Annotated in this window: 26 protein-coding genes; 19 read left to right on the top strand and 7 right to left on the bottom strand. The window is 42.0% G+C overall.

Annotated features, from left to right (window positions below):
* Positions 1-47 precede the first annotated feature (47 nt).
* Entirely contained in the window at positions 48-1,433 is a 1,386-nt protein-coding gene (locus FKN16_RS09070; protein ID WP_170902514.1) for an MATE family efflux transporter, read from the bottom strand.
* Positions 1,434-1,553: 120 nt separating this feature from the next.
* Here FKN16_RS09070 and FKN16_RS09065 point away from each other — a divergent pair, with 120 nt between their 5' ends.
* The 3 genes from FKN16_RS09065 to FKN16_RS09055 all read left to right on the top strand — a co-directional run bounded on the left by FKN16_RS09065 (position 1,554) and on the right by FKN16_RS09055 (position 4,449).
* The gene (locus FKN16_RS09065; RefSeq protein ID WP_134645680.1) at positions 1,554-2,411 is read left to right on the top strand and encodes an AraC family transcriptional regulator; all 858 of its coding nucleotides are present in this window, start codon (positions 1,554-1,556) and stop codon (positions 2,409-2,411) included.
* Between the two features lie 155 nt (positions 2,412-2,566).
* The gene (locus FKN16_RS09060) at positions 2,567-3,754 is read left to right on the top strand and encodes an amino acid aminotransferase (RefSeq protein WP_168187765.1); all 1,188 of its coding nucleotides are present in this window, start codon (positions 2,567-2,569) and stop codon (positions 3,752-3,754) included.
* An 11-nt stretch (positions 3,755-3,765) separates the two neighbouring features.
* On the top strand, positions 3,766-4,449 hold the full coding sequence (locus FKN16_RS09055) for an ATP-dependent zinc protease (RefSeq protein ID WP_054867620.1): 684 nt from the start codon (positions 3,766-3,768) through the stop codon (positions 4,447-4,449).
* 113 nt (positions 4,450-4,562) lie between these two features.
* On the opposite strand, the gene FKN16_RS09050 is transcribed toward FKN16_RS09055, so the two are convergent.
* Together FKN16_RS09050 and FKN16_RS09045 are read right to left on the bottom strand one after the other, a co-directional pair.
* Entirely contained in the window at positions 4,563-5,099 is a 537-nt protein-coding gene (locus tag FKN16_RS09050; RefSeq protein WP_005394515.1) for a hypothetical protein, read from the bottom strand.
* 154 nt (positions 5,100-5,253) lie between these two features.
* On the bottom strand, positions 5,254-5,628 hold the full coding sequence (locus FKN16_RS09045; protein WP_170902513.1) for a NirD/YgiW/YdeI family stress tolerance protein: 375 nt from the start codon (positions 5,626-5,628) through the stop codon (positions 5,254-5,256).
* Between the two features lie 155 nt (positions 5,629-5,783).
* Here FKN16_RS09045 and FKN16_RS09040 point away from each other — a divergent pair, with 155 nt between their 5' ends.
* The 4 genes from FKN16_RS09040 (at position 5,784) to modC (ending at position 9,889) form a co-directional block, all read left to right on the top strand.
* Positions 5,784-7,235 (top strand): cobyric acid synthase, encoded by a 1,452-nt coding sequence (locus tag FKN16_RS09040; RefSeq protein WP_170902512.1) that lies wholly within the window; start codon positions 5,784-5,786, stop codon positions 7,233-7,235.
* A 69-nt stretch (positions 7,236-7,304) separates the two neighbouring features.
* A complete protein-coding gene (gene modA / locus FKN16_RS09035; RefSeq protein WP_170902511.1) occupies positions 7,305-8,069 on the top strand; it encodes a molybdate ABC transporter substrate-binding protein in 765 nt (254 codons plus the stop codon).
* A gap of 27 nt (positions 8,070-8,096) precedes the next feature.
* Entirely contained in the window at positions 8,097-8,783 is a 687-nt protein-coding gene (gene modB, locus FKN16_RS09030; RefSeq protein ID WP_170902510.1) for a molybdate ABC transporter permease subunit, read from the top strand.
* Positions 8,783-9,889 carry a molybdenum ABC transporter ATP-binding protein ModC gene (gene modC, locus FKN16_RS09025; protein ID WP_170902509.1) on the top strand — a complete coding sequence of 369 codons (1,107 nt, stop codon included), beginning with the start codon at positions 8,783-8,785 and terminating at the stop codon, positions 9,887-9,889. The genes modB and modC overlap by 1 nt, the downstream gene beginning before the upstream one ends.
* Before the next feature lie 71 nt (positions 9,890-9,960).
* On the opposite strand, the gene FKN16_RS09020 is transcribed toward modC, so the two are convergent.
* On the bottom strand, positions 9,961-10,398 hold the full coding sequence (locus tag FKN16_RS09020) for a DUF3069 domain-containing protein (protein WP_005394495.1): 438 nt from the start codon (positions 10,396-10,398) through the stop codon (positions 9,961-9,963).
* 273 nt (positions 10,399-10,671) lie between these two features.
* Between FKN16_RS09020 and FKN16_RS09015 the strand changes: the two genes are divergently transcribed.
* Complete coding sequence (locus FKN16_RS09015) at positions 10,672-11,631, top strand: diguanylate cyclase (protein ID WP_074190148.1); 960 nt, start codon at positions 10,672-10,674, stop codon at positions 11,629-11,631.
* Positions 11,628-12,620, top strand: a complete 993-nt coding sequence (locus FKN16_RS09010; protein ID WP_170902508.1) for a Solitary outer membrane autotransporter beta-barrel domain — start codon at positions 11,628-11,630, stop codon at positions 12,618-12,620. Before FKN16_RS09015 ends, FKN16_RS09010 begins: the two co-directional genes overlap by 4 nt.
* 24 nt (positions 12,621-12,644) lie before the next feature.
* Here FKN16_RS09010 and FKN16_RS09005 read toward each other — a convergent pair whose 3' ends face one another.
* Positions 12,645-13,883 carry a GGDEF domain-containing protein gene (locus FKN16_RS09005; protein WP_109170287.1) on the bottom strand — a complete coding sequence of 413 codons (1,239 nt, stop codon included), beginning with the start codon at positions 13,881-13,883 and terminating at the stop codon, positions 12,645-12,647.
* Positions 13,884-14,137: 254 nt separating this feature from the next.
* Here FKN16_RS09005 and FKN16_RS09000 point away from each other — a divergent pair, with 254 nt between their 5' ends.
* From FKN16_RS09000 to FKN16_RS08955, 10 genes are all read left to right on the top strand, one after another.
* On the top strand, positions 14,138-14,506 hold the full coding sequence (locus tag FKN16_RS09000) for a late competence development ComFB family protein (RefSeq protein ID WP_048625058.1): 369 nt from the start codon (positions 14,138-14,140) through the stop codon (positions 14,504-14,506).
* 41 nt (positions 14,507-14,547) lie between these two features.
* Entirely contained in the window at positions 14,548-14,829 is a 282-nt protein-coding gene (locus tag FKN16_RS08995) for an HlyU family transcriptional regulator (protein WP_005394488.1), read from the top strand.
* Positions 14,830-15,264: 435 nt separating this feature from the next.
* Positions 15,265-16,821, top strand: a complete 1,557-nt coding sequence (locus FKN16_RS08990) for a Re/Si-specific NAD(P)(+) transhydrogenase subunit alpha (RefSeq protein ID WP_170902507.1) — start codon at positions 15,265-15,267, stop codon at positions 16,819-16,821.
* An 8-nt stretch (positions 16,822-16,829) separates the two neighbouring features.
* Positions 16,830-18,206 carry a Re/Si-specific NAD(P)(+) transhydrogenase subunit beta gene (gene pntB, locus FKN16_RS08985; protein WP_164665637.1) on the top strand — a complete coding sequence of 459 codons (1,377 nt, stop codon included), beginning with the start codon at positions 16,830-16,832 and terminating at the stop codon, positions 18,204-18,206.
* Between the two features lie 155 nt (positions 18,207-18,361).
* Positions 18,362-19,816, top strand: coding sequence for a sensor histidine kinase VxrA (gene vxrA, locus FKN16_RS08980; RefSeq protein ID WP_005394482.1), 1,455 nt, complete (start codon positions 18,362-18,364; stop codon positions 19,814-19,816).
* Positions 19,791-20,453: a response regulator transcription factor VxrB gene (gene vxrB, locus FKN16_RS08975; protein WP_005394480.1), complete on the top strand. Its 663-nt coding sequence runs from the start codon at positions 19,791-19,793 to the stop codon at positions 20,451-20,453. Before vxrA ends, vxrB begins: the two co-directional genes overlap by 26 nt.
* Positions 20,454-20,459: 6 nt before the next feature.
* Positions 20,460-21,341: a DUF2861 family protein gene (locus FKN16_RS08970; RefSeq protein ID WP_005394478.1), complete on the top strand. Its 882-nt coding sequence runs from the start codon at positions 20,460-20,462 to the stop codon at positions 21,339-21,341.
* Between the two features lie 60 nt (positions 21,342-21,401).
* Positions 21,402-22,523: a conjugal transfer protein TraF gene (locus tag FKN16_RS08965; RefSeq protein ID WP_046875459.1), complete on the top strand. Its 1,122-nt coding sequence runs from the start codon at positions 21,402-21,404 to the stop codon at positions 22,521-22,523.
* 42 nt (positions 22,524-22,565) lie between these two features.
* A complete protein-coding gene (locus FKN16_RS08960; RefSeq protein ID WP_080936793.1) occupies positions 22,566-22,727 on the top strand; it encodes a YoaH family protein in 162 nt (53 codons plus the stop codon).
* Between the two features lie 926 nt (positions 22,728-23,653).
* A complete protein-coding gene (locus FKN16_RS08955; RefSeq protein ID WP_012842271.1) occupies positions 23,654-24,043 on the top strand; it encodes a universal stress protein in 390 nt (129 codons plus the stop codon).
* 102 nt (positions 24,044-24,145) lie between these two features.
* Here the strand turns inward: FKN16_RS08955 and FKN16_RS08950 are convergent, their stop codons facing one another.
* Together FKN16_RS08950 and FKN16_RS08945 are read right to left on the bottom strand one after the other, a co-directional pair.
* On the bottom strand, positions 24,146-24,358 hold the full coding sequence (locus FKN16_RS08950) for a hypothetical protein (protein ID WP_012842272.1): 213 nt from the start codon (positions 24,356-24,358) through the stop codon (positions 24,146-24,148).
* A gap of 306 nt (positions 24,359-24,664) precedes the next feature.
* Complete coding sequence (locus FKN16_RS08945; protein ID WP_170902506.1) at positions 24,665-25,504, bottom strand: LysR family transcriptional regulator; 840 nt, start codon at positions 25,502-25,504, stop codon at positions 24,665-24,667.
* Positions 25,505-26,778: the final 1,274 nt, after the last annotated feature.

Genomic DNA, 26,778 nt, shown 5'->3' with positions numbered 1-26,778 from the left:
CATAACGTGTGAGCCCTTTTGGTGTGAGTTCGTCAGTGTATTTTCAGTTACGCTGTCACCGTTTGGTCATCTTCGACCATATTGTTTATCCAACGTTTAGATTGGATACGATAAGTCGTCAGTACGCCTTTCACAAATTCTTCAGCTAGCAGAGACATCAAGACAAAATGCAAAGGCAACCCGAGTACCATACCAGTGTAATAGGTAAGGGGAATACCAATAGCCCACTGACCAAACGTATCAATGAAAATGCTGTAGCGAATATCTGCGCCGCTCTTTAGTACGCCGCCAATCCCTACCATGTTAAACACTCTCAAAATCATACCCAGCGCCATGACTAAGCATACGTTAAGTGCCATTTCTGCATCGGTTAATGGGCTCAGTACCAATAGATGATGAATCAAAGGCGAGCTCAACCACACTAGGAAAAACAGTAAGGTGGCTAAGATTGCGCTGGTTAACACATACCACCATGCCGTTTTCTCGACCCGATCATAATGTTTTGCGCCAATATCATTACCAAGAAGAACGGATGCAGCGACCGCAAATCCCATAAAGGTTGAAATCAGTACACCTTCAATTGGCGATAAGAATGAGATGATCGCAAGTTCTGAAACGCCCAATTGACCATAGATGATGCTGTAAACGATCAGTCCACCAGTCCAGAGCGCATCGTGGACCAGCATGGGTAGAGAAACCTTAAAGTATTTTTGACGATACTGCTTTAAACGGCCTTGCGCCCAGTCGAATTTGGTCGGAATCAGGTATGCATAGCGTTTACAGAAAAAGTAAATCAACACTGCCGTTTGAAAAAGTCGAGAAACAAAGCTGCCAACGGCTGCACCAAATACGCCCCATTGAGGGAAGCCGAATAAACCGAAAATCAAAACATAATTAAGCACGATATTCACGACAATAGCCGAGACACTAACGTTGGTTGCCAGTTTGGTTTGGCCTACGGAGCGCAATACCGCTTCAATAGGTACCACTATGGCCGTTGCAATAAGACTAAAGCCCGTAATCACAAGATAATCACGTGCATAAGTGACGTATTCAGGATCGTCTGACATGAAAGAGACGATCTCTTTATCAAAAATCGCATAAAGAACAATAAACGGCAGCGTCACTAAAATGGAAATAAACCAAGATTGCGCCAATGTTCTGCGGATTCCTGCCAGGTTCCCTGAACCGTAATATTGAGAAGCCAGCACTGTTACTGCACCGCAAAGACCGAAAATGACTGCAAGGTTAAAGAAAAAAATGCGATTTCCGACTCCAACGGCTGCAGTGGCGGATTCACCGAGTTGGCTCACCATGAAAATATCCACGACGCCGAGTAACGCAAAAAGCATGGATTGAAGTGAAACAGGAAGGCCAATCGCAATCAGCTTTTGCCAAAATGCTTTATCGATGTATTCGCGTGTTAAGAGCATCGCATTTCTCCTTAAAGATTAATGCGAGTAGTTTATCCCTATGATTTGGCGGTGTATTTTTCAAAGGCATCCAAAACCTTTGTAAAACTCTCCACTAGTGTATATGTGAGCCAATAAATCATGGAAGATAAACAAGAACGCTACGCGATTTCAGAAAAAACCTATCAAGAGTTTATTGATCACAGTCGAGTACTGGCATTGGAGGAGAGAGGCATTGTGCAGTGCGGAATTGCAACCTGTCGTGACTTCTTCTCTGTTTATCGTAAAAACCAAAAAAAACACATGCTGCTTTACACCGTGCGCGGTAAAGGTTGGTTAGAAAGTGGGGCGTGTCGATATGATTTGGAGCCTGGCTCGTTGATCACGGTGCCTGCAGGTGTTGAAAACGGTTTTGGTATGGAAGAGGAACCCTGGCAGATCGCATGGCTTTTTCTTGCTCCTGATAGAGCATGGCCAATGATAGAGAGTAATATTAGTTACCAGCTCACATCTGCACCTGAGGTGATGTATGCGTGTATCCAAACGTTGTTACGCAGTATTAATCTTCCTATTGATTATGGTGGTGCGGTTGGTGCACATAGCGTGGCTCAGTTAGAGCTGATGTTAAACATGCCGCCCTCAGAGTCGATATCACGCAGCCAATTGAGGCTTCGGCGCGTATTCGATCTTGTCCAGCGTCAGCTGCATAAGGATTGGAGTGTCGAGCAAGTGGCAGCTTTATATCCATGTTCGGAGCCACATTTGCACCGTCTGACTCAAAAGCAGTTTGGTCGAAGCCCGATGGCACATTTAACACGTATGCGCATGGAATATGCTGCTAGGCTACTTCGTTCAACAGAATGGCCGATTCAACATATTGGAGAGATAGTCGGATATCCAACTAGTGCCAACTTTAGTACACGTTTTAAAGCGTGGTCGAGCATGACGCCAAGAGAATTTAGGAAAAACGGAAGAGTGGATTGGTATATTGAGGAGTGAATCGTTCTTTTTATAACCGATAGAGCGCACAAAACTTATCGTAACCCAGAATTTTGTTCTCTAATTGATGAAATAAGTGAAAAATCATTTCGCCATTTTTTGCGATGGTGTTAACGTGAGGTTCGGTACTTGAATTTCAAAGGGTTATGACTTTCATGTTTTCTAATCTCCCAACTCCCGTATTAGATCCTATTTTATCTCTATCCGTTGCATACCGTAACGATGACCGTCCAAACAAGGTTGACCTTGGTATTGGCGTCTATAAGAACAGCGCAGGCGAAACGCCGATCATGAAAGCCATTCAAATGGCGCAGGATGTCGTTGTTGAAACTCAAAAAACCAAATCTTATGTTGGTCTTGCGGGTTGCGAAGAATTTAATAAAAGCATGATCGATTTGCTACTGACGGGAACGTCAGCAATAGATCGTGTTGCTGCCATTCAAACACCAGGTGCAAGTGGTGCGCTGCGTATGTTAGGTGACCTAATGAAGGTCGCACAGCCAGATACGACGGTTTGGATTTCAAACCCTAGCTACGTAAACCATAAACCAGTGATGGAAGCGGCAGGTCTTAAAGTTAAGTTCTACCATTACTTTTCTCCAGAAACGAAACAAGTAGACACAGCAAAAATGATGGATGATCTTGCGAAAGCAGGGCCTTCCGATGTTGTATTGCTGCATGGTTGCTGTCACAACCCAACAGGCGCAGATATCGATTTTTCTGCTTGGCAAGCCATTACGGAATTGTCACAGAAGAACGGTTTCACGCCATTTGTTGATATTGCCTACCAAGGCTTTGGTGATGGCTTAGAGGAAGACGCAAAAGGGCTTCGCTTCATGGCAGATAACGTTGAAGAGATGTTAATTACGACATCATGTTCGAAGAACTTTGGCCTATATCGCGAGCGCACAGGTGCGGCGATTGTCGTTGGTAAGAACATGCAAGACGTGGCCAACGCAAAAGGCAAGTTACTTACGTTAGCGCGTTCTACTTACACGATGCCACCCGATCATGGAGCGGCTTTGGTTAAGACGATTCTTCAAGATGACAACCTGACTTCCGTTTGGAAGCAAGAGTTGAGTGAAATGCAACATCGTTTGGTTAGTCTTCGTCAAAGTTTGTGTAACGAATTGAGAAACAACCATAATACCGATCAATTTGACTTCATTGAGGGTCACAAAGGCATGTTTACTGTGCTAGGCTTTAGTGAAAACCAAATGGCGCAACTGCGTGAAGATTATGGCATTTATGGTGTTGGCGATGGTCGAATTAACATCGCTGGACTTACCGAAACTCATATTCCATACGTAGCGGACGCAATTAAGAAAGTATCTCAAGCTTAATTGGAGTGTGGATGAAAAACTGGAAACTGATTCTGCCGCTTATGATGAGCGGCAGTTTAATTGCTTGTACGTCAACTCAAACGACGCAGGAACCTGTTGAGCCTGAGTCGCCGAAGGTCGAAGAACCTGTCAAAGTAGAGCCAGAAGTGAAACCAGAGGTTGATCCAACGCCTGAGGTTGAGCCTAAGCCTGAAGTAAAACCTGAGAAAAAGCCCGAGCCAAAACCGACAAAACCAGCCAAAGTGACAAAGACACCAGACGGCATGTTGATTCTTGGTTCTGAAGAGTGGGTTTACGTTCCTGAAATTGATCAAACCTTCAAAGCTAGGGTTGATACAGGGGCGACAACATCATCAATTAGCGCGACAGACATTGTTCCGTTTGAGCGTGATGGTAAAGATTGGGTTCAGTTTAAGATCGACTTGGGCGATAAAGAAACTAAAGAGTTTAAAGTACCTGTAGAGCGCTGGGCTAAAATCAAGCAGTCATCGTCAGAAGAGGTGGATAAACGAGCGGTAGTAAAAGCGTATATTACCGTCGGTGACCACAAAGAAAAGACAGAGTTTACGTTAGCTGAGCGTGGGCATATGAAGTTTCCAATTTTACTTGGTCGAAGCTTTTTTAGAGATATCGCCGTTGTGGATGTATCGAAAAAGTATGTCCAAGATAAACCTAAAAAATCCGGCAAAAATTAATGCCTTGTTACTAGTTCCTGCTAACAATCGGTACTTAACAAAAATGGCCTCCGAAACCGGAGGCCATTTTTATTGAATCACACACTTATTAATGCAACTGCTTAGTTACTTAATTAAAATGCAAAACGAGCAGACATCACAATTTGTTGGCCATAGACACCATTATTTTTGAAATCCGCGCCAAGTGATAGTTGCTGAGTAGAGTGGAATCTTGCGCCAAAATTATAAACGGTATTGGAATCGTCGTTATCCATTATTTGACCGATACGGGCATGTAGCTCAACATTTTGCATGAACCAAATACGAGTACCAATATTCACCTCAGTGCGCCACTCGTCACCCACTTTATCACTGCCGTTTTCTTTAATGTTGTGTACCAACATTTGGCCATAAATATCCGCAAATTGACCCGCAGGGCCATTAAAGCCAATACCACCAGCAATGTCCCAGTCTCCGCTGAATTCACTGTCTGCGCGAGCAATGAAGTGGGTGTTTTCCGTAAAGTAGGTATTGAACTCGCCACCAAATGTACCAGGGCTAGTGCCCATGCGAAATTCCATCGTGTTGTAGTTGAAATTATTTGCATGTGCGGAAAGTGGCAAAACAGCGCACAAACCAAAGGCTGCAACCTTTAGAGCTTTACCTAGCATGGTGTCTCCGGGCAAGATGATTAAAATGAACAAAAAAATGGTCTGCAAAAAGCAGACCAAGATTGATAAAGCTATCATTTTAAGTGCTTGCCGTCACCATTTAGCTGTAATCGTCACAACATCATGTCGATGTGCACAGCAATCGGGGTTTGTTTTACATGACCACGAGTTGTTCGACTTCAATCTCTGGTTTGTTTCCGCCTTCAAATTCGCCAAACAGACGGACTTTAGTGGTGTGATCAATCGGAGTATTTAGCTGAATATCGTCATCGAGTTCGACCATCACTTCACCGGAACCATCGCTAAAGACAAACTTATCCGCGCGAACTTGACGCAATAAGTTACCTTCAACGACCACATCTTTTTCAGTAAACATATTGGAGTCGTTTAGCAAGGCATCCAATTTTTCCACAGTAACAGGACCGTTAAACTGCAAGTTTGATTGGTTTTGAGCGTGATCTTTCGCGAACGCGATAGAAGGAGCAATAACTAAGGCGGCGATTGGTGCGATAATTGTATTCTTTTTCATGTTACATCCTCATCGGTTTGTTTTGATGGGTTCATTAAAACAGAGCTTGTTTGAACCAATGATGATTTCAACATTCATATTCTATTCATTTGCTTGAGTAAGTGGGGACGATGACGTTATGATTGTTCATCTTCCTCTATTCCTTACAAATGTTCATGAAGTCAGCGATCCCATCTTTAATGGTTCAAGGCACCACTTCTGATGCCGGAAAAAGTGTCCTTGTGGCAGGTTTATGCCGTGTATTAGCGAGAAGAGGGATAAATGTTGCCCCATTTAAGCCACAAAACATGGCACTAAATAGTGCGGTAACCAGAGATGGCGGTGAAATAGGTCGAGCTCAGGCAGTTCAGGCACAGGCGTGTAATATTGAGCCAACCGTGCATATGAATCCGGTTTTGATTAAACCTAACAGTGATACAGGTGCTCAGATCATTTTGCAGGGCAAGGCGCTTTCCAATATGGATGCGGCTGGCTTTCATGATTACAAGAAAGTTGCGATGGATACGGTGTTAGATTCCTTCTCCCGTCTGACTCAAGAATTTGATTCGATCATGATCGAGGGCGCAGGGAGTCCTGCTGAAATCAATTTAAGAGAAGGCGATATTGCGAATATGGGTTTTGCGGAGGCCGCTGATGTTCCGGTGCTCATTGTTGCTGATATTGATCGTGGTGGTGTGTTTGCACATTTGTACGGAACACTCGCGTTACTTTCTGAATCTGAACAAGCGCGAGTAAAAGGATTTGTTATCAACCGTTTTCGAGGTGATATTCGTTTATTGCAATCGGGCCTCGACTGGCTAGAAGAAAAAACAGGCAAACCTGTACTCGGCGTGCTTCCTTTTCTTCATGGTTTGAATTTAGAAGCAGAAGATGCGATCACCGCGCAGCAAGAGTTGCACTCTGAGGTAAAACTGAATGTCGTTGTGCCTGTTTTAACCCGGATTAGTAATCATACTGATTTTGATGTGTTGCGATTGAATCCCGACATCAATCTACGTTATGTAGGCAAAGGCGAGAAAATAGATAAAGCCGATCTTGTTATTTTACCTGGGACCAAATCAGTTAGAGACGACTTAGAGTATCTAAGAAGCCAAGGGTGGGATAAAGATATCTTACGTCATATTCGTCTTGGTGGAAAAGTGATTGGTATCTGCGGTGGCTACCAGATGCTTGGAAGCTTGATTGATGATCCAAATGGCGTCGAAGGCCAGCCGGGTCAAAGCGAAGGGCTTGGCTTACTAGACATCACCACGACGCTAACTAACAGCAAACAGCTTACAAATACGCAAGCACAGCTTTCTCTTAATGGCAAAACAGCCAATGTAAAGGGTTATGAAATCCACGTAGGACAGAGTGAAGTGCAGGGCGTTCAACCTCTTATATTGAGTACCGGTGAAGCAGAGGGGGCTATCAGCAAGTGTGGCCAAATCATGGGAACCTACCTTCACGGGTTCTTTGATGAGGCAGATGTCTTAAGCCTGGTGTCAGAGTGGGTAAACGGCACTCAAATCAAACAACAAGACTTTGAAGAGTTAAAGGAGCAAGGAATTAATCGTATTGCAGATGCGATAGAACAACATATAAACCTTGATTTTTTGTTTAAATAGCACATTAACTGATTGAACTTTCTACCCAAATAACCAGTTCTTTCGCTTGCCTTGTATTGGAGTTTCTCTATGAAAGCATGGAAAACGCATGCTTGCCTCGCGGCAATATTAAGCATTTCATTTTCAGCTAACGCAGCTAACGCAGCTACGAACCTCAAAGTGTATGCGGCGTCTTCGATGACGAATGCGATCGACGAAATCGCACAAAACTTTGAAGAAAAGTATGACGTTTCTATCACTCCCGTTTATGGTGGTTCTTCTTCTATCGCTCGGCAAATTATCAACGGCGCACCAGCGGATATATTCATTTCTGCGAATACTAAATGGATGGATTATTTGGTCGATAAAGACGTTATTTCTCGTGACAATGTCACAAGCTTGGTGCGCAATAGCTTAGTGTTGATTGCTCCTCAGTCTTCAGAATTAACCTCATTTAACTTCTCTGATGCAACAGCATGGGAAAAGGCATTGTATGGAAATCGCCTTGCGTTAGGCAATCCGACGTCAGTGCCTGCTGGTATGTATGCGAAAGAATCACTGACTACACTGGGTGTATGGAAAGAGATTCAAACTCAAATCGCACCAGCAAAGAATGTGCGCCTAGCTTTGGCGTTGGTTGAACGTGGAGAAGCACCTTTAGGCGTGGTCTACAAAACCGATGCGCAGTTAACCGACAAAGTCAAAATTGTCGGTGAATTTTCGAGTGATACGCATGCGGCTATTGTTTATCCGGCTGCAGTTGTGAATGATTCTACTGAGTCCGAGCGGTTCTTCCAGTACCTAAAATCGGACGAAGCCGCACGCGTTTTTGCTCAATATGGCTTTCAGCAATAAACCGGCTTTCAATAATAGGAACGAAGCGTGACAGAACTGGAATACCAAGCCTTAATGTTAAGCCTCAAAGTGGGCGCGTACGCAGTACTTTGGCTCATTCCTCTCGGCGTTTTTCTTGCTTGGCTACTTTCTCGAAAAACGTTCTTCGGTAAATCGATCCTCGATAGCTTAATTCATTTACCACTGGTATTGCCGCCAGTGGTTATCGGCTATTTGTTGTTGATTTCTCTTGGGCGGCAAGGGTTTCTTGGAAAGTGGCTCTATGAACATGTAGGGGTAGTCTTTAGCTTTAATTGGAAAGGAGCAGTAGTCGCTTGTATTGTAGTGGCCTTGCCTTTGATGGTTCGGTCTGTGCGGTTAAGTTTAGAGAACGTCGACCCAAAACTGGAACATGCCGCTTCAACGTTAGGCGCTTCTCCTTTAAAAGTTTTTCTCACCATTACGTTACCACTGACCATTCCCGGAATTATTACTGGGACGATGCTGTCCTTTGCTCGTAGTCTTGGTGAGTTCGGGGCGACGATCAGTTTCGTCTCTAACATTCCGGGAGAGACCCAAACGATTCCACTGGCAATGTACAACTTTATTGAAACGCCAGGCGCGGAAATGCAGGCGGCTCGCCTATGTATCATTTCTATCGCGTTAGCTTTGTCTACATTAATGATCTCTGAATGGTTAAATCGTAAAGCGGCAAGTCGATTGGGTGCGAAGTAATGACGATTAAAGTTCAATTTAAACAAATGCTTGGTGATACTGATTTCGATATTAAACTTGAGTTACCTTGTAACGGAATTAGCGCTTTGTTTGGGCGATCTGGTGCGGGAAAAACCACGTTAATTAATATCATCAGCGGATTAGTTGCACCAAAGCAGGGACATGTTGCGATTGGTGATCACGTTTTGTTTGATAGTGAACAGGGGGTCAACTTACCAACACACAAGCGCGGCATTGGTTACGTGTTTCAGGATTCGCGGTTATTTCCTCACTATTCGGTTCAAGGCAATTTGTTGTATGGCGTTAAAGAAAAAGATGACAAGTACTTTGATGCAGTCACCGAACTCTTGTCTATCAAACCGTTACTAAAGCGCTTCCCGATCTCACTGTCTGGTGGTGAAAAGCAACGTGTTGCGATTGCGCGCGCATTACTATCAAAACCCAACTTGCTTTTGATGGATGAACCACTTGCGTCGCTTGATATGCCGAGAAAACGTGAGGTGATGCCATTTCTGGAGGAATTGTCGGATAAGGTTAATATTCCGATTATCTATGTCACGCATAGCCTGCAGGAGATCTTAAGACTCGCTCAACACCTCGCTATTATCGATCAAGGTAAAATTACGAGTTCAGGTAAGCTTGAAGAGGTGTGGGCTTCTCATGCTATGCGTCCATGGCAGTCTTTCTCGGATCAAAGCAGCTTATTTGAAGGCCGAATCGCTGAACATCATGAGCGTTATGCGCTGACTTGTGTCAGCCTTGCACCTAATGCATCACTATGGGTGCAAAAGATTGATGGTGAGCCAGAGACGCCAATTCGCTTACAAGTGCGTGCCAACGACGTTTCTATTACGCTAGAGCAACCTAAGGCGACTTCTATTCGAAATATCCTGCCTGCGACGGTCGATTCAATCGAGGTGTTTAACGCGGCTGATGATAAACAGAGTATTAATGTATCGCTAAAGCTAGATGAGGGATGTTATTTGTGGGCAACGATAACACCTTGGGCGCTTGATGATCTCGACTTAAAGGCAGGTGATAGTGTATTCGCACAAATTAAAGGTGTCAGTGTCACGCAAAAAGACATGGCATTAGCGCCGCATTAATCATTTAAAGCTACGCACGCTTAATGATCAAAAAAGGCCGCAAACGCGGCCTTTATTTTGTCGGAAAAACGTTATTTTGCGAACACTTCTTTGAATTCGCGTTTAAGAAGTGGGTCGCGACGTGCTTTCTTAAGTTGCTTAACCATGTCTTTCACGCAGTTGTGAAGCACATTATCAAGTAATTGAGCGCGGTATTCTTCTTTATCTTCATCTGTCATGTTTTCTGGCAGATTAAGAGTAGGGAATTCTTCCATCACGTTGATACCAGCAAATGCTTGGCCAACAGAAACTAGAGCATGAAATTGCTCGAAGTTATCTAGAATGTTCTGAGCACTTGCAGGCATTTCGTCCCAAGACTCACGCACTGCTTCTTCAGACACTTCATGGATAGAGGTAACCATTTCGAACATTTGCTCTGGAACTTCGTCAAACTCAATAACTTTACGTAGTTCAGGAGAAATGGTTGCTAGATCGATTTTTTTGCTTTCGCTGTTAGTTGCTTCTGACATGGTGTGTCTCTCATTACAAAAAGGCGGGAATATTAATACCAAATGCATCAAATAGCTATACCCATGTGTCCGCAAGATGACCAGAACACGTGAGTTTGTTGAACTAACGTTCGTTGGTCATGTTTTGGTAGGGCAATTCTCAGTGTAATCGTTATAGACAATTGATTCCGTGATATTTAAACAAAAATATAGCACTTAATTATGAGTCGAATGCAACAACTCTATGAGTATGGTATATGTTTAATAAAGACAAAATAAGAAATGGAACGCGTTATGCAACCGACAGGGACATCAATGCGAATCCTCCTGGTTGACGATGTTCAGCTAGATAGGATGCAGTTGGCTATTCGTCTTAAGCAACTTGGACATATTGTAAAAGCGGTGGGTAGTGGGCTAGAAGCACTAAACACCTACGAGAGTTTTGATCCTGAACTGGTATTACTCGATATATCGATGCCAGATATGAACGGTTTTGAAGTCTCTCTTCATATCAGAGAAACCTTTCCCGACTGGATCCCAATAATTTTCCTGAGCAGTCACGAAGAGCCAGAAATGATTGCAAAAGCCATAGAGGCCGGCGGTGATGATTATTTAATTAAACCCGTAGATAAACTCGTACTGAACTCTAAGCTTATCGCAATGCAGCGTATTGCCCATATGAGACGAGAGCTTAAACAAGCGACAGCTCAGTTGGAGAAAGTGAATCAACTTTTGACCCAGCAAGCGAATGAAGATGGCTTAACCAAACTCTATAACCGTCGTTATATCGATCATAAGTTAGAATCGATGGTTGCATGGCATGGCCGTCACAACATGCCAATGGCTTTGATTTTATTGGACGTCGATTTTTTCAAACCGTTTAATGATAATTACGGTCATATAGAAGGAGATCGTTGCTTGCAAGCCATTGCGAACCAACTTAAAGCAACATTTTGTCGCTCTGGCGAATACGTAGGGCGTTATGGCGGAGAAGAGTTTGTGGTGTTACTGGGTTGCACAGACGCCCAAACCGCAGAGAGAGAAGCAGAACGTATACAAGAGGCCATGTATTTTCTGGATTACCCACATGAGTATTCTAGTGTGTCTAGTAGGGTGACAGTGTCACAAGGTGTTTTTGTTTTTCAACCGACGGGAAAAGAGCAGCAGTCTGATTTGTATGCGACGGTGGATAGAGCGCTGTATACCTCAAAGTCTTTAGGAAGAAATACACATACGGTGGTAAATGCAAGTTGAAACAAGCTGTTATCAATAGTTACGCCTTAGCTACACTGTCACTTTTTTCATTATGTTCTAAGGCTAATTCGATTCAAGATCAGATACAAAAAGAGTATGAAAGGAACTTTGCTATTGGGATCGTTCTGTCAGATAGCGATGTCTTTACGGTAGGATTTCATGATTTCGATCCGAACGAATACTTCAACATAGATAATGAAGACATTGGTACTCAAGATTCGGTTGATCTCAGAAAGAAGATCGCTGTATCAACGCTACCATTTAGTTTTGATTTGTTTGAACAAGAGGGAATACAAACTCACTATCTATTAAATGGCCGAGTTTATGCCTTAAGTACAGAGCAAGATGTGTATGTAGACCAAAAAGGACAGATTCCAGATAAAAGTAAAGAGTTAGTCATGGGCGGGTATATTGAGTTTGCTGGAGAAAAACACCTCACTGATAAGCTAACGCTTAGTGGCGCAATTGGCTCACACTTAATGTACTATCAAAACGATTATAGTTATCGTAGTAATGCACTGAATGACCTAAAACCATTTCTAGAAGGTGTATACCTAAACACCAGTGCTTGGGCCGTTGTCGGAGAAGTCAACACAAAGCTCAAATACCTAGAGCATGAATCGTGGGGGAAATGGTACCTCTGGTCGTCTCCTCACTATTTTTATGGCACTGGCTGGGGTAAAGCAAATAATGGTGATATTGGCAATCCGGAAGGCTGGTATTGGGTCAATGGAATAAAGGTGTTTTATGATTTTACCCACATTGGAGATACTGTGCAGTCAGTGTATTCGAGCTTCAATCGAGTTGATATTGGTGGTGATACAAGAAAACCCATGAATACTGTGCACTACTACGAAGCCAGTGTTGGATGGTTAATGACACCACCATTTGACTCCGATTGGATAGATAATATCGGGATCGGATTAACGATCAATTATGGCAGTGCGTTAAAAGGAGGAAGCTTAGTCTTGTTCTTTAATCAAGATTAGTCAGCTAACTTTCGCTCTGGGGTATTAATGAAGCCTCACGCAATTGCGTCCAGCTTTTTTCGCTTTGTAAAGCGCTTCGTCCGCTAACTTAATCACGTCCTGAGGTGCTTGCCCATTTCTGCTGTCGGCCGCTCCGAAACTTGCGGTAACAAAGACCGACTTTCTCCTCGAACTGTCGTTACCACGCTTTTTTTGGCCTTGTTTATGGTTATCTGGGCGGGATTCTTCATCACGCAAAATCATCTCATACTCGGCGATGGATTTACGTGCTTCTTCTAAAAACTCTTTACACTCATCTGCGTACTTGCCTTTAAAGACGATGGTAAATTCTTCTCCGCCAAATCGATATACTTTTGCGCCACCGGGAGTTTTAGTTAGACGCGAAGCGACCATTTTTAATACGTCATCACCCGTATCGTGACCGTAGGTATCGTTAAACTTTTTAAAGTGGTCAACATCAAGCATTGCGATCGTGAACTTTTTGCCCATGTGTTTTAAGTCAAGGTCGAGTGCGCGTCTACTCGGGATACGCGTTAAGCTATCTGTGAAAGCCAACTGATGGCTCGCAGAGGCAGCATAAATAATGATAAGCAATCCCGTTAGGGTAAACATGGTGCTAGATATGTATTGCACATCAAAGAAAATGAACGTCGCGGACGCCAGCACCATTGCAGAGTAGGTCATCGCATGGATGATTTCATTCTTCTTTAAAACAAGAATTCCGAGGAAGCAGACAATACCCACACAATATAAAACTAGAATAAAAGGCAGTTTAGAAACCGTAGGTACGATAAATAAAATGCCGCTTGTCCATTGTTCAAACCCACCTTCAACGTAATACGCTAACGTAAGGTAAGACCAAAGAACGAACATCGTTAACATCAAGAGGTAAGTAAACATGGCTCTTGAGTCGAAACCGTCTTTACTAAACAAAAATACCGCAAGAAAAGAAACAGGAAGTAGCGTGGCTAAAATGGTCAACTCAAGTAAGGCTGTACCACTTTGAAGTGGGACTTGTAGCCTGTGCTGTATCACGAAATAGGCCAGTAACATCGCTAAGCACACCATTGACTCCCTACCTTGCTTAAATGAATAGCAAAGGAGCAGTGCACAGCCTAACAGTATGTACGGCAAATTTGCGGCAATACCCCAGTTTGACTGAGTCATCTGAATGATGTTGTTCATGCTCGAACTCACTAATCCCAGCAACATAAATGGGAAAAGGAATCGAAAGCCTGATGAAGTCATTGATGATGAGGACATCTATTACAAATTGCCTGAAAATAGTTGATTATATAATTGGTTAGGTTAAGCGTTTCATCAATATAGATATTAATCTGCTATCGATTTTCATGCTTCGAGAACTAGCAAGAATACGTCTATTTGCTCATTTTCCCAAGTATTTTGGGAGACATTACGACAAAAAGAGAGAGATTGATTAAATTAAGAGCAATCAATAAGTTGTTATAAACAAGTCGTTGCTATACTTGTTTTCATAGAACAAGGGAGATTTGCCAATGCAGATAAGTTCAGATGTGCATAACTACATGGAAACACTTGTTGGACAAGTGCTCAGTTTGCCTCAGTTTGTAGAGCAGTATAACAACGAGCAGCTCGCAGATATTGCGTGCCTTGCACTTATTCAGCTTAAACCTGTCTATATTCGTCATGATATTGATTTTCTATCTTCGCTTCCGGAACAAAAGCTCACCCAATTTAAGCAAAGTGCAGATATCGCGGTGAAAAACGCGGCAGAAATGGTGAAAGAAGACCGGCGTAAAAACCGAGATCATGATGTACCTGTAATTTTTACCCATACCAGTTATGATGAAGACAAAGAATTGGACTGGTATGAAAAACCAATCCTCAATGTCAATATTAAGTGATACAAGCTTAATCTATCGATGAGCTTACCCAAGGAGGAACCGTGGGATTTTTTTCGCGTTTGTTTGGTGGTAGTGAAAAAACTGCTGAAGTAAAAACTGTGGAACCAGTTGAGTACAAAGGTTTCCTTATTTACCAAGAGAGCCTTTCAGAGGGTGGGCAATACCGCATTGCCGGTCGAATAGAAAAGCAATACGACGATGAAGTGAAAACTCATCGATTTATTCGTTCAGATTTGCTCGGCTCGGAACAAGATGCCAATGAACTTATGTTGAAGAAATCTCAAATGTTTATCGATCAAATGGGCGATAAAATCTTCGATTAACAATTCACCGCAACTTGATTCCAATCATCTTAAAAAGAGCCATTAGTGTATATGCTGATGGCTCTTTCTTTTTTAGAGCTTAAATGTTTGTTAAGTCGCCATTTAATTATGATCTGGTTAGACCTCAGTCTAGTAAGGCATGGCGTTGTTATTTTTCGTGCTCAGAGCGACAATCATTCATTACTTAGCGTTATATGTAATGAAATTTAGTATTTAAATTACAAAACACTTGAAGTAATGAGACGCGTTCGATACAAACAGAATAATAACAGGGCTGTTAGTCAAGGTGTTATTGTGCAAATGGGTGGCCCCAAACACCATCTTTCGTTTGCAATTGTCTTGCGTGGTAAACAGATAGAAATAAAAAAGAGTTAGAGTAGAGCGACGCTCTGTTTTGGGACTAATTTATTGATATGTATACAAGGAGTATGCGTTTTGCAAATCGGTGTACCTAAAGAGATACTTGCGGGTGAATCGCGAGTAGCTGCATCGCCGAAGTCGGTTGAGCAGTTAATAAAGTTGGGATTCGATATCGCGATTGAATCCCAAGCGGGGGTGCTTGCGAGTTTCGATGATGCTGCTTATGAAGCTGCTGGTGCGAAAATCGTTTCTAGTGAAGAAGTTTGGGCATCTGGTCTTATTCTAAAAGTTAATGCGCCAATCGTAGATGAAGAACAAGGCATTGACGAAATCGCACTACTACAAGATGGTGCAACACTTGTTAGCTTTATTTGGCCTGCTCAAAACGCAGAGTTGATGGAACAACTTTCAAGTAAGAACATTAACGTTCTTGCCATGGATTCTGTTCCTCGTATCTCTCGTGCACAAGCCTTAGACGCGCTCTCTTCGATGGCTAACATCGCTGGGTATCGTGCGGTTGTTGAAGCAGCTCATGAGTTTGGTCGTTTCTTTACAGGTCAAATCACGGCTGCCGGTAAAGTACCACCAGCGAAAGTATTGGTCGCTGGTGCGGGTGTGGCTGGTTTGGCTGCAATCGGTGCTGCGGGTAGCCTAGGGGCTATTGTTCGTGCATTTGACGTTCGCCCAGAAGTAAAAGAACAAGTTGAGTCCATGGGAGCAGAGTTCCTGACCGTGGATTTCCAAGAAGACTCTGGTTCTGGTGACGGCTACGCAAAAGAAATGTCCGATGACTTCAACAAAAAAGCGGCAGAGTTATACGCAGAGCAAGCTAAAGATGTTGATATCATTATTACAACGGCACTAATCCCTGGCAAACCTGCTCCGAAGCTGATCACCAAGGAAATGGTCGACAGCATGAAAGCGGGCAGTGTCATTGTTGACTTGGCAGCTGCTAATGGCGGTAACTGTGAATACACAGTTAAAGACCAAGTTATCATGACAGATAATGGCGTAAAAATTGTTGGTTACACTGACATGGTCGGCCGTTTGCCAACGCAATCTTCTCAACTTTACGCGACAAACCTTGTTAACCTTCTAAAACTGCTGTGTAAAGAAAAAGACGGTAACATCAATATTGATTTCGAAGATGTTGTTATCCGTGGTGTCACCGTGGTTAAAGAAGGTGAAATTACATGGCCTGCGCCACCAATCCAGGTTTCAGCGCAGCCGCAAGTGAAACAAGAGCAACCTGCGAAACCAGAGCCTAAAGTAGAAGAACCTACCTCTCCAGCGAAGAAGATTATTGGTGTAGCCGCTGCAGTAGGTGCTTTTGCTTGGATTGCATCGGTTGCGCCGGCAGCGTTCCTTTCTCACTTTACTGTATTTGTTTTAGCTTGTGTTGTCGGCTACTACGTGGTTTGGAATGTTACCCATGCACTTCATACTCCGCTTATGTCGGTAACGAATGCTATCTCCGGCATTATTGTGGTTGGTGCATTACTGCAAATTGGGCAAGGTAATGGGGTCGTTTCATTCCTATCCTTTATTGCTGTATTGATCGCCAGCATCAATATCTTCGGTGGTTTCACCGTCACCAAGCGTATGCTTGAAATGTTCCGCAAAGATAAATAGGAGTTACAATGTCTGCAGGATTAGTACAAGCAGCTTACATTGTTGCTGCATTATTTTTCATCATGAGTTTGGCGGGGCTTTCAAAGCAAGAGTCCGCTCGTAATGGTAACTACTATGGTATCGCAGGTATGACGATCGCGCTGATCGCGACGATCTTCAGCCCTGATGCTCAAGGCTTTGGGTGGATCATTATTGCGATGGCGATCGGTGGGGCGATCGGTATTTTCTATGCGAAGAAAGTAGAAATGACCGAAATGCCAGAACTGGTTGCGATACTGCACAGCTTTGTAGGTTTAGCTGCGGTTTTAGTTGGCTACAACAGTTACCTAGATGCGCCAGAAGCGGCGACACATGCTGAACATGTTATCCACCTTGTAGAAGTATTCTTGGGTGTCTTCATTGGTGCCGTAACATTCACGGGTTCAATTGTTGCATTTGGTAAGTTACGTGGTGTGATTTCTTCTTCGCCGCTTAACCTTCCTCACAAGCACAAAATGAACCTTGCAGCGGTTGTGATTTCTACGCTTCTTATGATCTACTTCGTAAAAGCAGATGGCAGCATGTTCGCTCTGATTGTGATGACACTGATTGCGTTCGCGTTCGGTTACCACTTAGTTGCTTCAATTGGTGGTGCTGATATGCCAGTTGTCGTTTCAATGCTGAACTCATATTCAGGTTGGGCAGCAGCAGCAGCAGGTTTCATGCTCGCAAATGACCTATTAATCGTAACAGGTGCGTTGGTTGGTTCTTCAGGTGCGATTCTTTCTTACATCATGTGTAAAGCCATGAACCGTTCGTTTATCAGTGTTATTGCTGGTGGCTTTGGTCAAGAGATTGTAATTTCAGGTGACGAAGAGCAGGGCGAACACCGCGAAACAACGGCAGAAGAAGTCGCTGAAATGCTGAAGAACTCAAAATCAGTAATCATCACTCCAGGATATGGCATGGCTGTAGCGCAAGCGCAGTATCCAGTGCATGAAATTACTGACGTACTTCGTTCAAAAGGTATTGAGGTTCGCTTTGGTATTCACCCAGTAGCAGGTCGTCTTCCGGGACATATGAACGTGTTACTTGCTGAAGCGAAAGTACCGTATGATATCGTTCTTGAAATGGATGAAATCAATGATGACTTCGATGAAACAGATACCGTACTGGTTATCGGCGCTAACGATACGGTAAACCCAGCAGCTCTGGAAGATCCGAACAGCCCGATTGCTGGTATGCCTGTACTGGAGGTTTGGAACGCGAAAAATGTAGTGGTATTCAAGCGTTCAATGAATACTGGTTACGCAGGTGTACAGAACCCACTGTTCTTCAAAGAAAATACATCAATGCTATTTGGTGATGCGAAGGAAAGTGTTGAGTCTATTTTTAAAGCACTCTAACCATTCTTGATTTAAAACTATACAGGGTCAGCAATCGCTGGCCCTTTTTTGTTCCGTTTCAATGTTATAGTAATGCAAATCCTTCTGTTAGCAGATGTCAATTGCTTGTAGATTGATGTATAGTTTTGGCTAATGTAACAAGTGACGGTAACAGTTTGATTAAAAAGTTTTTGCTCGGTTTTGCAACTGTATTGCCGCTTTTTTCGGCACCTGCATTTTCCGATTCACTACCAGAAAGAATAGATACGTTTACAGAGCTATTTAATTATGAAGTAGCTCTTAAATCGTATGATATTCGTATTCTGCAATCAAATTATCCTACCAAGTTACTTGCGCCAGATTCGCTTCTGCCGCAAACGTCTGACTATCCGTTAAAAGATATACAACAGCTTTACAGCTTAGCGAATACTTGTCGTGGTAAATTGCCACTGAGTCCTTTAATTACTGAGCCGTTAGTATTTACAAGAGCTATCTGTAAAGGGACGCAACTGACACCACGTTGGTTTTCGCGTAGTGGCCTCATTCACCCTGGTGGTGGGACTTATGCTGCACGCTATGTGGATAAGTATCCAGAACTCAAACCCAAGCTTGCTCAATACATGCATATTAAAGAGCGTGACAATGAGGAAGGGGATGAGTTGTTAGAAAGCTTGAAAAACATGGACGACGACGCCATTAATGCTTTGATTGCAGGCGCGAGCATGTTTATCGAAGGTAACGAACTTTGGTTACGACGTGGTGACCGTTACTTTGTCTTCGAGAAAGATATCTGGGAAGAAAACGTCGCTAATGCGGGTTTGTCATACGCTCTAGCGTCTCAAAGCAAAAGTTGCTTTGTTAAACGAGGCAATATTTGTTGGGATGTAGAAGATCACTCACAAGTTTTGCGGATCAGTATGATCATACTGGTAATCGCAAATATTCTTCTAGTGATTGGTTGGGCTGTATACCGCTGGAATAGTAAGCGAGAAGAGCTCCGTAGTAGAATGCTTGTGTTGCAAATTTTAACGCATGAGCTCAGAACACCGATTGCATCTCTATCACTGACGGTTGAGGGCTTTCGCCGAGAATTCGAGCATCTACCTGAAAGCGTATATGACGAGTTCCGCAGATTGTGTGAAGATACACGTCGTTTGCGTCAATTGGCAGAAGCGAGTAAAGATTATTTGCAATCTGATAACCAAATGCTTGCAACAGATTGGGTTCCGTCTGTCGCAGACTGGTTAGAATTTAAGATCGAAGAAGAATTTGATAGTGCCGTGCTTTTCAACATCAATGAAGATGTGGCTGCTAAAGTTAATGTGTACTGGTTAGGAACTTGTATCGATAACTTGCTTCGTAATGCGCTTAAGTACGGTATTGCACCAGTTGAATTGGATGTTTCAACTAGTGAAGAAAAAATAGTATTCCAAGTCCGAGATGCTGGTGGCCTAACGGCTAAAGATTGGGCAAATTTGAAGAAACCGTTCGTCAGTAAGAGCGGGTTAGGACTTGGGTTAACAATCGTTGAATCTATGGTAGGCCGCATGGGCGGAAAAATGTCCCTGATGGGACCACCTACAACCTTTATATTGGAGATACCTTGTGAAACAGACACTGCTTCTCGTTGAGGACGATAAAAACTTGGCTGATGGCCTGTTAGTAAGCCTGGAACAAGCAGGATATGAGTGTTTACATGTGGAACGTATTGCAGACGTAGAACCACAATGGAAAAAAGCTGACTTGGTTATTCTCGATCGCCAACTCCCAGATGGTGACTCTGTACAATGTCTCCCAGAATGGAAACAGATTAAAGACGTACCAGTTATCTTGCTAACGGCACTTGTTACCGTAAAAGATAAAGTTGCAGGCCTTGATTCCGGCGCGAACGACTACTTAACGAAGCCTTTTGCTGAAGCGGAACTCTTTGCGAGAATCCGTGCACAGCTACGAGCACCGGATTCAGCAGAGCAAAGCAGCGCTGATAAAGTGATCACAAAAGACTTAGAAATTGATCGTTCAACTCGTGAAGTTACCTATAAAGATGAGCTAATTACGTTAACTCGTACAGAGTTTGATCTACTGCTATTTTTAGCGTCGAACTTAGGTCGCGTGTTTACTCGTGATGAGCTACTTGACCACGTTTGGGGTTATAATCACTTCCCAACAACACGTACTGTGGATACGCACGTATTGCAGCTTCGTCAAAAACTGCCAGGACTGGAAATTGAAACACTTCGCGGTGTTGGCTACAAGATGAAAGCATAAGTCATAATGAAAACACTACTCCCCGTAGTTCTCTCATTAGCGTTAGTGAAACCAGTCCATGCAATGGACTGGTTTCAAACCAACACGCCTTTAACGCAGGCACATCAACACTTACTTGAAGATGATCTTGCCGGTATGTTCAACTCTCTTGTTGAACTGTGGCAAACGGAACCAAGTAAAGATTTGACTCCTCATCTCAATGACCTTCTTGGTCAGTCACTATCTAAAAACTGTGGCAAGTCTCTCACTGGTGTAACGCTGCCTGAATGGATAAGTGGCGTGAACGTTATTCGTCAGACCATCCAAAGCCCTGGGCGAGATACATTTAGGTTAGTGATCAAGCTAAGAGCTACAACTGACATCGAAAATATTTCATTTAATCGATGGGTGGATGATTCTATATCCGCAGACAGTTCATTCAGTTATGAAGAACAGCCGAGCGGTACGGAATTAGCCAATGAGCGTAGTTATTCGAAACGCTATAACCTCACGGGTAAGCTTGAAGCAGGCTTGTATCACTTAACTATTGTTTCTAAAGATAAACAAGAGTATCGAACTTGGGTAATATTAGGAGATTCCAATTCTTCGCAATATGTTCGTTGGACATCTAAAGAGAATTGGAAAGTAGAAAAGAGCGCACTTCGTAATCCCCATTGTCCATTACCGCAACTTGAAGTTGGTTTATATGACTACATTGATGGTCAATACGAGCAAATGTGGAAAAAGACTTACGAGTCTAACTATCCTAATTCACTAGAGCTTGCGGGTGTCCCAAATGATAGATACGTGCTAGCAGTGAGTATCAACAGTCGTCGTTGGCAGGGCGATATAATTGTTGAGCAAGCTCAAACTATTAGCCGAACCTATGATCTTTCCCAAGAAGAATAGTTAAAGAAATACCATTTGTGCCGATAAAGGTTCAGGAAGAACCAAAATCACAAGTGTAGTATGAAAACCAAATATAAAATTCTAGCCACCTCTGTTGCCACCACACTTTTCGCAAACGTTGCTTCGGCTGCCACTTATGCGATAGAAGCTCGTAGCGATGCGATGGGTGGCGTTGGTACGGTATCAGCAACTTATCTGACTGCTCCTTTTTTCAACCCCGCACTTACTGCAATTTATCGCCGAAACGACGACGCAGGAATGATCGTGCCAAGTTTTGGTGGTAATTACGATGATCAATATGATCTTGTCGATGAAATCGAACGCATCAGCAAATTGACCGATGTCGATGAAATCAAAAAATCGATGAATGCCATAGATGGAAAAAAAACTGACTTTGATCTTGGTGGCGTTGTCGCTATAGGTATTCCTAATAAATTTTTATCTGCAACTGCATACGGTAAGTTATACACTGAATCATTCGTACAACCAAAAGTAGATACGTCAGGTACTAATCCGTTAGACGATAGCTACGTACAAGGTGTTTCTATTGGTGTTGCTGAAGCAGGTGTATCACTTGCTAAATACACCAACTTTATGAATCAACACCTTTCATTTGGTGTTACGCCTAAACTTCAGCGTATTTATACGTACTCTTACGCCACGAGTTTTCAGAATTTCGATACCAAAGACTTACGTGAACATGAGACAGCGGAAACGATGTTTAACTTGGATGCGGGCGCGCTTTGGTTCTTTGGCCCATATCGTGTCGGTATTTCAGCAAAAAACTTGATCGGAAGAGACGTTAAAACAAAATCGTTCATGTATGGCAGTGATACGATAAAATCATACGAATACAGCATGCGTCCCGTATATACGGTCGGGGCAGGGGTTGTTGCCGATTACTTTACTATGAGTGTCGACTACGATCTTAATGAAGAAAAACGTTTTTCATCCTTCGATGATAATACACAAATGATTCGAGCTGGTATTGAATTTGATATCTTGCGTCAAATGGCATTGCGAGCGGGTTATATGAAAAACTTAGCTCGAAGTAGCGACGAAGGTACCATTACTGCAGGTATTGGACTGTCTCCACTTAAGTTGATCGAATTAGATATTGCTGCTCAGTACACGAACGAGAACGCAATGGGGGCATCCATTAATTTCCTTGCGACCTATTAATTGAATCGTTATAGTCTGCTCCTCAAAATGAGGAGCTTTTTTATGTTTGACGATTTACCCCCTCTATCTCACCAAGAGCAACAACAAGCTGTAGAGAGAATTCAAGAATTGATGGCGAAGGGCACAAGTACAGCAGAAGCCATCAAAATTGTTGCCGAACAGATTCGATCTGAGTACGCAGAAAAACAACAGCAACAAAACTAATTAATTCATATCAGGGCTTTGGCCCTGTTTTTTTGGTCTCATATTATCCTCAAATATTTTCACACCTTAACGTAGTTACGTCGTAACGTTATTTCTATACCTTTCAATTTATTCAACTTCCTCTATTCTGTACTAAGCAATTGGTAAAATTTTACTTATTTAAGTTAACCCTGATGCGTTCTGGCTTGAACGAATATGGGGTGAAATGCTATTTTTTAAATTAAAATTAATAAATTCAGTAACTTGTGTTGGTTTTTTGTCTTGTGGTTATGTTTCGAACATCTTTTTGTGTAATTAAATTACAAGATGATGATTGGATATACTTTCAAGTAGAGGATTGTGCTGTAAAGATAAAAAAGACACGTTGTAACAGAGAAATAAAATCTGAATATAGTTATATAGTTGACGTTATATAGACAGTAAGTGCTCGCAGACGTATGTCGGTCTTAGGTTGAACATAGGAGTGTTGGACTCTGTTTTAACTCTAAATCTTGTCTTTAATTCAGTGTTGTCTATGAAAATAATTCTTAATCTTGATCGATGGATTACACGAAGAAATTACTTATTGCCAAGTGGTTTTACTAAACTAGGCGACGTTGTAATTAGGAATATAAAACAAGCTGCAATAGAAATTGACAGGGTTTAGAAGCGTAGTGACGGCGTAACGTGGGTTTGTTTGCGTTAGTTACATAGTTATGTACATCTTAAGGAGGGAGAACAAAATGGGCCACATATCAATAACCGGTTCCTAAGTCACTAGTTGACTTCACGAGCCTTCAAGGCTATTAGATAGCTGATCGCTCGGCTGTTTCCACATTCTTATATCAAACTCCAATATTTTCATGAAATATGAGTTTAGACATTGCATTCGCTCTTAGTGAACTAGACTTACTATAAGCACATGAAAACTAACTAGGAGAGAAAGAATGAGTTACAAGCACGTTTTAGTCGCTGTTGATTTATCTCAATCTAGCCAAGTCGTTATCGAAAAAGCAATAACTCAAGCAAAGAACTCGAACGCCAAACTTTCATTCGTTTATGTGGATGTTGATCGTGTGATCATGGAGCCGAAAGAAGAACAAAAGTTGCAAAAGGAGCTACAAGAACTCGCTGATAAATGCCTATATCCAGTACACGAGACGATGGCAGTTATCGGTGACCTTCATATCAAATTGTCGGGAATCGTAAAAAAAGAGGGAATAGACCTAGTTGTCTGCGGTCATCATCATAATTTATTGAGCCGTTTCTTTTCATCGGTACCAAGGGTAGCGAATGAGGTTGAAGCGGATTTATTGATTGTTTACTTGGATGAGTGACAGTAACGCAGGTTTGTGCCACATCTTTTGTAATCCCGTTTTTCGCATATTAAAAAGCCGAACGTTTGCGTTCGGCTTTGCGTATGATTGACAACAAAATAACTAACCAGGAATGGCAGATGCCTCTTGGGATAAAATAGATGCAGACTCTGCGTTTGACTGCAAATCAAAATGCACGTTAACTTGCACACCTTCTCGCTCAAAAGTGACATCATCAAAATCGGTCATAGCAATTTTGAATCCATTTCTAGCAAAAAAGCCAGTCACCATAGTTCGCTGCTTAATTTCTAGTGCAGACGCGAGTAGCTTATCCATGGCATTCTCCTTGGTTATTGTGGGGATATGGGTAGAAGATACACGCAGAACGGTATGAAATCAATTTAATATAAAGCTGCTTTCGATTAAATTTTTAATGTAAGTCAATCTATCGTTTAACCCACGTGATTTATTCCACGCAAAGCCTTGATAATGAAACGGTATAGCATCTCATGTTGTGATAACAAGCATAAAGTTGGGGATTTTCATAAATGCCTAACGAGGCTCTTTGAAACAATACGTTACAAAGCTTCTCGCTAGATCTCATGAGTTATCAAAGGAAAATTATAAACCTGAAAAGCCATCCTAAAGTGATTCATTTTTCAATATTTTTGATAACTCAGACCTAATAAAAGTAGATATTTCAGCTAGCTTTCTTGGTAAAGGGTTTTGATAAGGGGAGGCGATATACATGGAGCGTTCTATATCAAAATTTTGTGAAATTTGGATATTGTTGTCTATATGGTTACTTTTTACAAGGTAATTTGGAATGACGCCAACCCCAACCCCCTCAGAGACAAAGTTTATTAAAATAGAGGTGTTATCAACTTCGATAACGTCAGTGTACTGCTTTTTAATTGATTCCTTATTCGAGTGATTCTTGTAGATTAATAGCGTGTTGTTATTGGCATTGTTAACTGTAGATATTAAAACATCGTTATAATCACCGATTTTATGTGCAATCAGAGTGTCATCAATAATATTATTAAGCCTAATCGCTAAATCTACATTGCTTTCTAATAAATTCTCAACATTGTTACTTGATGATATTTCAAAGTTCACTGCTGGATATCGTTCTTGTAAGCCTTTAAGAACAGAACCAAAAATAGAAGAGGCTATAGAGTTGGGCATTGTAATTTTAAACTTTCCATTAATGCACTCACTCAACGAGCTAGCTCTGTAATTCAACTCCTGCAAGCTCTCTAACGTTTTGATGGCAAGCTCTCTAATGCTTTCACCATGATCAGTTAAAACGAGTTTTCTTGTTGTCCTGTGGACGAGTGTTACACCAAGTTGTTTTTCTAATGCCGCTAACTGCCTGCTGACTTGAGCTTTCGACTTTCCAAGTTCTTTTGATGCCTCTGTAAGAGAGAGGTGTTTACAAATGGCTGCAAAGCAGACCAGCTCATTGTTCATCAATTCCATGATTGTTACCTTTTTGCAACTCTGAGTCACGTTGTCTTTTAACGGGAGGGAAAGTATAACTTGCATCAACGGAGGGGGACAATGATATTTAAAAGCCGTCATGAAATAATGGCAGACTACTATCTTAATAAAACCATATTGGATATTAAGTTAAACAAATATCCTGAAGAAATTAACTCAATCGACTTAAATAACGAAACGGAAAATTTAAAAATAAAAGTTCTCTCTCGTGAAATTACTAAGTTGGATTCAGGTAATTTAATTGTCGACTGTGCATCATTGATAATGACTCATTCAATATCGACAAAAGTAATAATAAAGATCGAGATTGAAAATGATTCTTTAAATTATAAAGTTAAAAATGTGAGAATATTTAAATATGAAGACTGCAATACAAAATTCGAAAAGATCTGTTTATCAGAAAGGTACATTGTATAGAATAATAAATAATATTAGTGCTTTGTATACAAAATCGTTAGTAAAATTATTTGGTGAAGAGTTGAGAATCCATCATTGCAAACATAAAATTAATGTAAGAACCACTAGTGAGTTGAGTGAACATATGAAGAAAGATCTAGGTATAGATTGAAAAGTAGAGAGTTTACATCTAATGGATGCCTTGTTCCTATAAAGCTAATGTAATACTTACACTTTTGGGATGAACAATATGTGGCCATAAGTGAGAACATTGAATTTTCTCGTCCTTTCGATAACTTAAAACATAAGTTATCGAAAGGATATAATGAGATTTGAAGACAAAGGCTTTAAGCAATCGTTAGGTTGCTTATCTGATATAACTTAAACACTAGCTCATGCCCAGCAGAGTTAGTATCAGAACTTCAAGAACGCCAGCAAAAGATCTTGTTAACTCAGAAAGTTGGAGAGAAATAATGGAATATCCGATCCAGTTGTTCGGTTACTTGAATGAGCAAGATGCAGAGCCAACGTGCATGGTGTCGAACGTAACCTAAGACACAGTGCAGGAACTTAATCAGCTACACGGTTTTAAAGTTGATGACTGGTTCTTATCAAGTGGCCGCTGCGGTGAAATAGAAGTTCATGGCCCATACAAGACAGCCGATAGGCCGCAAAAGCCAAATACGGTGAAACTAAGCTGACATCGCCACTGCTAATCTTCTAACTCTAATGTCAATCCCATTTTAAAATGTCCTGTCCTCAGCAAAGTAGAAATGTCCTGTTTGTCTGCTGATCTATACTTATAAGCACTTAGCATCATACAGGTGTTTGGAGAAAGTTATGGGGAGCATCAACAC

The sequence above is a fragment of the Vibrio sp. 11-4(1) genome (assembly GCF_013048625.1).
In the GTDB taxonomy this organism is placed as follows: Bacteria; Pseudomonadota; Gammaproteobacteria; order Enterobacterales; family Vibrionaceae; genus Vibrio; species Vibrio diabolicus.
The sequence above is the reverse complement of the archived record's forward strand: the minus strand, read 5'-3'. Positions and strand labels throughout refer to the sequence as shown.

Bases quoted from the DNA above. Each gene is read 5' to 3' on its own strand.
- FKN16_RS09070 (WP_170902514.1), bottom strand. From the start codon at position 1,433: ATGCTCTTAACACGCGAATACATCGATAAAGCATTTTGGCAAAAGCTG.
- FKN16_RS09065 (WP_134645680.1), top strand. From the start codon at position 1,554: ATGGAAGATAAACAAGAACGCTACGCGATTTCAGAAAAAACCTATCAA.
- FKN16_RS09060 (WP_168187765.1), top strand. From the start codon at position 2,567: ATGTTTTCTAATCTCCCAACTCCCGTATTAGATCCTATTTTATCTCTA.
- FKN16_RS09055 (WP_054867620.1), top strand. From the start codon at position 3,766: ATGAAAAACTGGAAACTGATTCTGCCGCTTATGATGAGCGGCAGTTTA.
- FKN16_RS09050 (WP_005394515.1), bottom strand. From the start codon at position 5,099: ATGCTAGGTAAAGCTCTAAAGGTTGCAGCCTTTGGTTTGTGCGCTGTT.
- FKN16_RS09045 (WP_170902513.1), bottom strand. From the start codon at position 5,628: ATGAAAAAGAATACAATTATCGCACCAATCGCCGCCTTAGTTATTGCT.
- FKN16_RS09040 (WP_170902512.1), top strand. From the start codon at position 5,784: ATGAAGTCAGCGATCCCATCTTTAATGGTTCAAGGCACCACTTCTGAT.
- modA (WP_170902511.1), top strand. From the start codon at position 7,305: ATGAAAGCATGGAAAACGCATGCTTGCCTCGCGGCAATATTAAGCATT.
- modC (WP_170902509.1), top strand. From the start codon at position 8,783: ATGACGATTAAAGTTCAATTTAAACAAATGCTTGGTGATACTGATTTC.
- FKN16_RS09020 (WP_005394495.1), bottom strand. From the start codon at position 10,398: ATGTCAGAAGCAACTAACAGCGAAAGCAAAAAAATCGATCTAGCAACC.
- FKN16_RS09015 (WP_074190148.1), top strand. From the start codon at position 10,672: ATGCAACCGACAGGGACATCAATGCGAATCCTCCTGGTTGACGATGTT.
- FKN16_RS09005 (WP_109170287.1), bottom strand. From the start codon at position 13,883: ATGTCCTCATCATCAATGACTTCATCAGGCTTTCGATTCCTTTTCCCA.
- FKN16_RS09000 (WP_048625058.1), top strand. From the start codon at position 14,138: ATGCAGATAAGTTCAGATGTGCATAACTACATGGAAACACTTGTTGGA.
- pntB (WP_164665637.1), top strand. From the start codon at position 16,830: ATGTCTGCAGGATTAGTACAAGCAGCTTACATTGTTGCTGCATTATTT.
- FKN16_RS08970 (WP_005394478.1), top strand. From the start codon at position 20,460: ATGAAAACACTACTCCCCGTAGTTCTCTCATTAGCGTTAGTGAAACCA.
- FKN16_RS08965 (WP_046875459.1), top strand. From the start codon at position 21,402: ATGAAAACCAAATATAAAATTCTAGCCACCTCTGTTGCCACCACACTT.
- FKN16_RS08960 (WP_080936793.1), top strand. From the start codon at position 22,566: ATGTTTGACGATTTACCCCCTCTATCTCACCAAGAGCAACAACAAGCT.
- FKN16_RS08955 (WP_012842271.1), top strand. From the start codon at position 23,654: ATGAGTTACAAGCACGTTTTAGTCGCTGTTGATTTATCTCAATCTAGC.
- FKN16_RS08950 (WP_012842272.1), bottom strand. From the start codon at position 24,358: ATGGATAAGCTACTCGCGTCTGCACTAGAAATTAAGCAGCGAACTATG.
- FKN16_RS08945 (WP_170902506.1), bottom strand. From the start codon at position 25,504: ATGGAATTGATGAACAATGAGCTGGTCTGCTTTGCAGCCATTTGTAAA.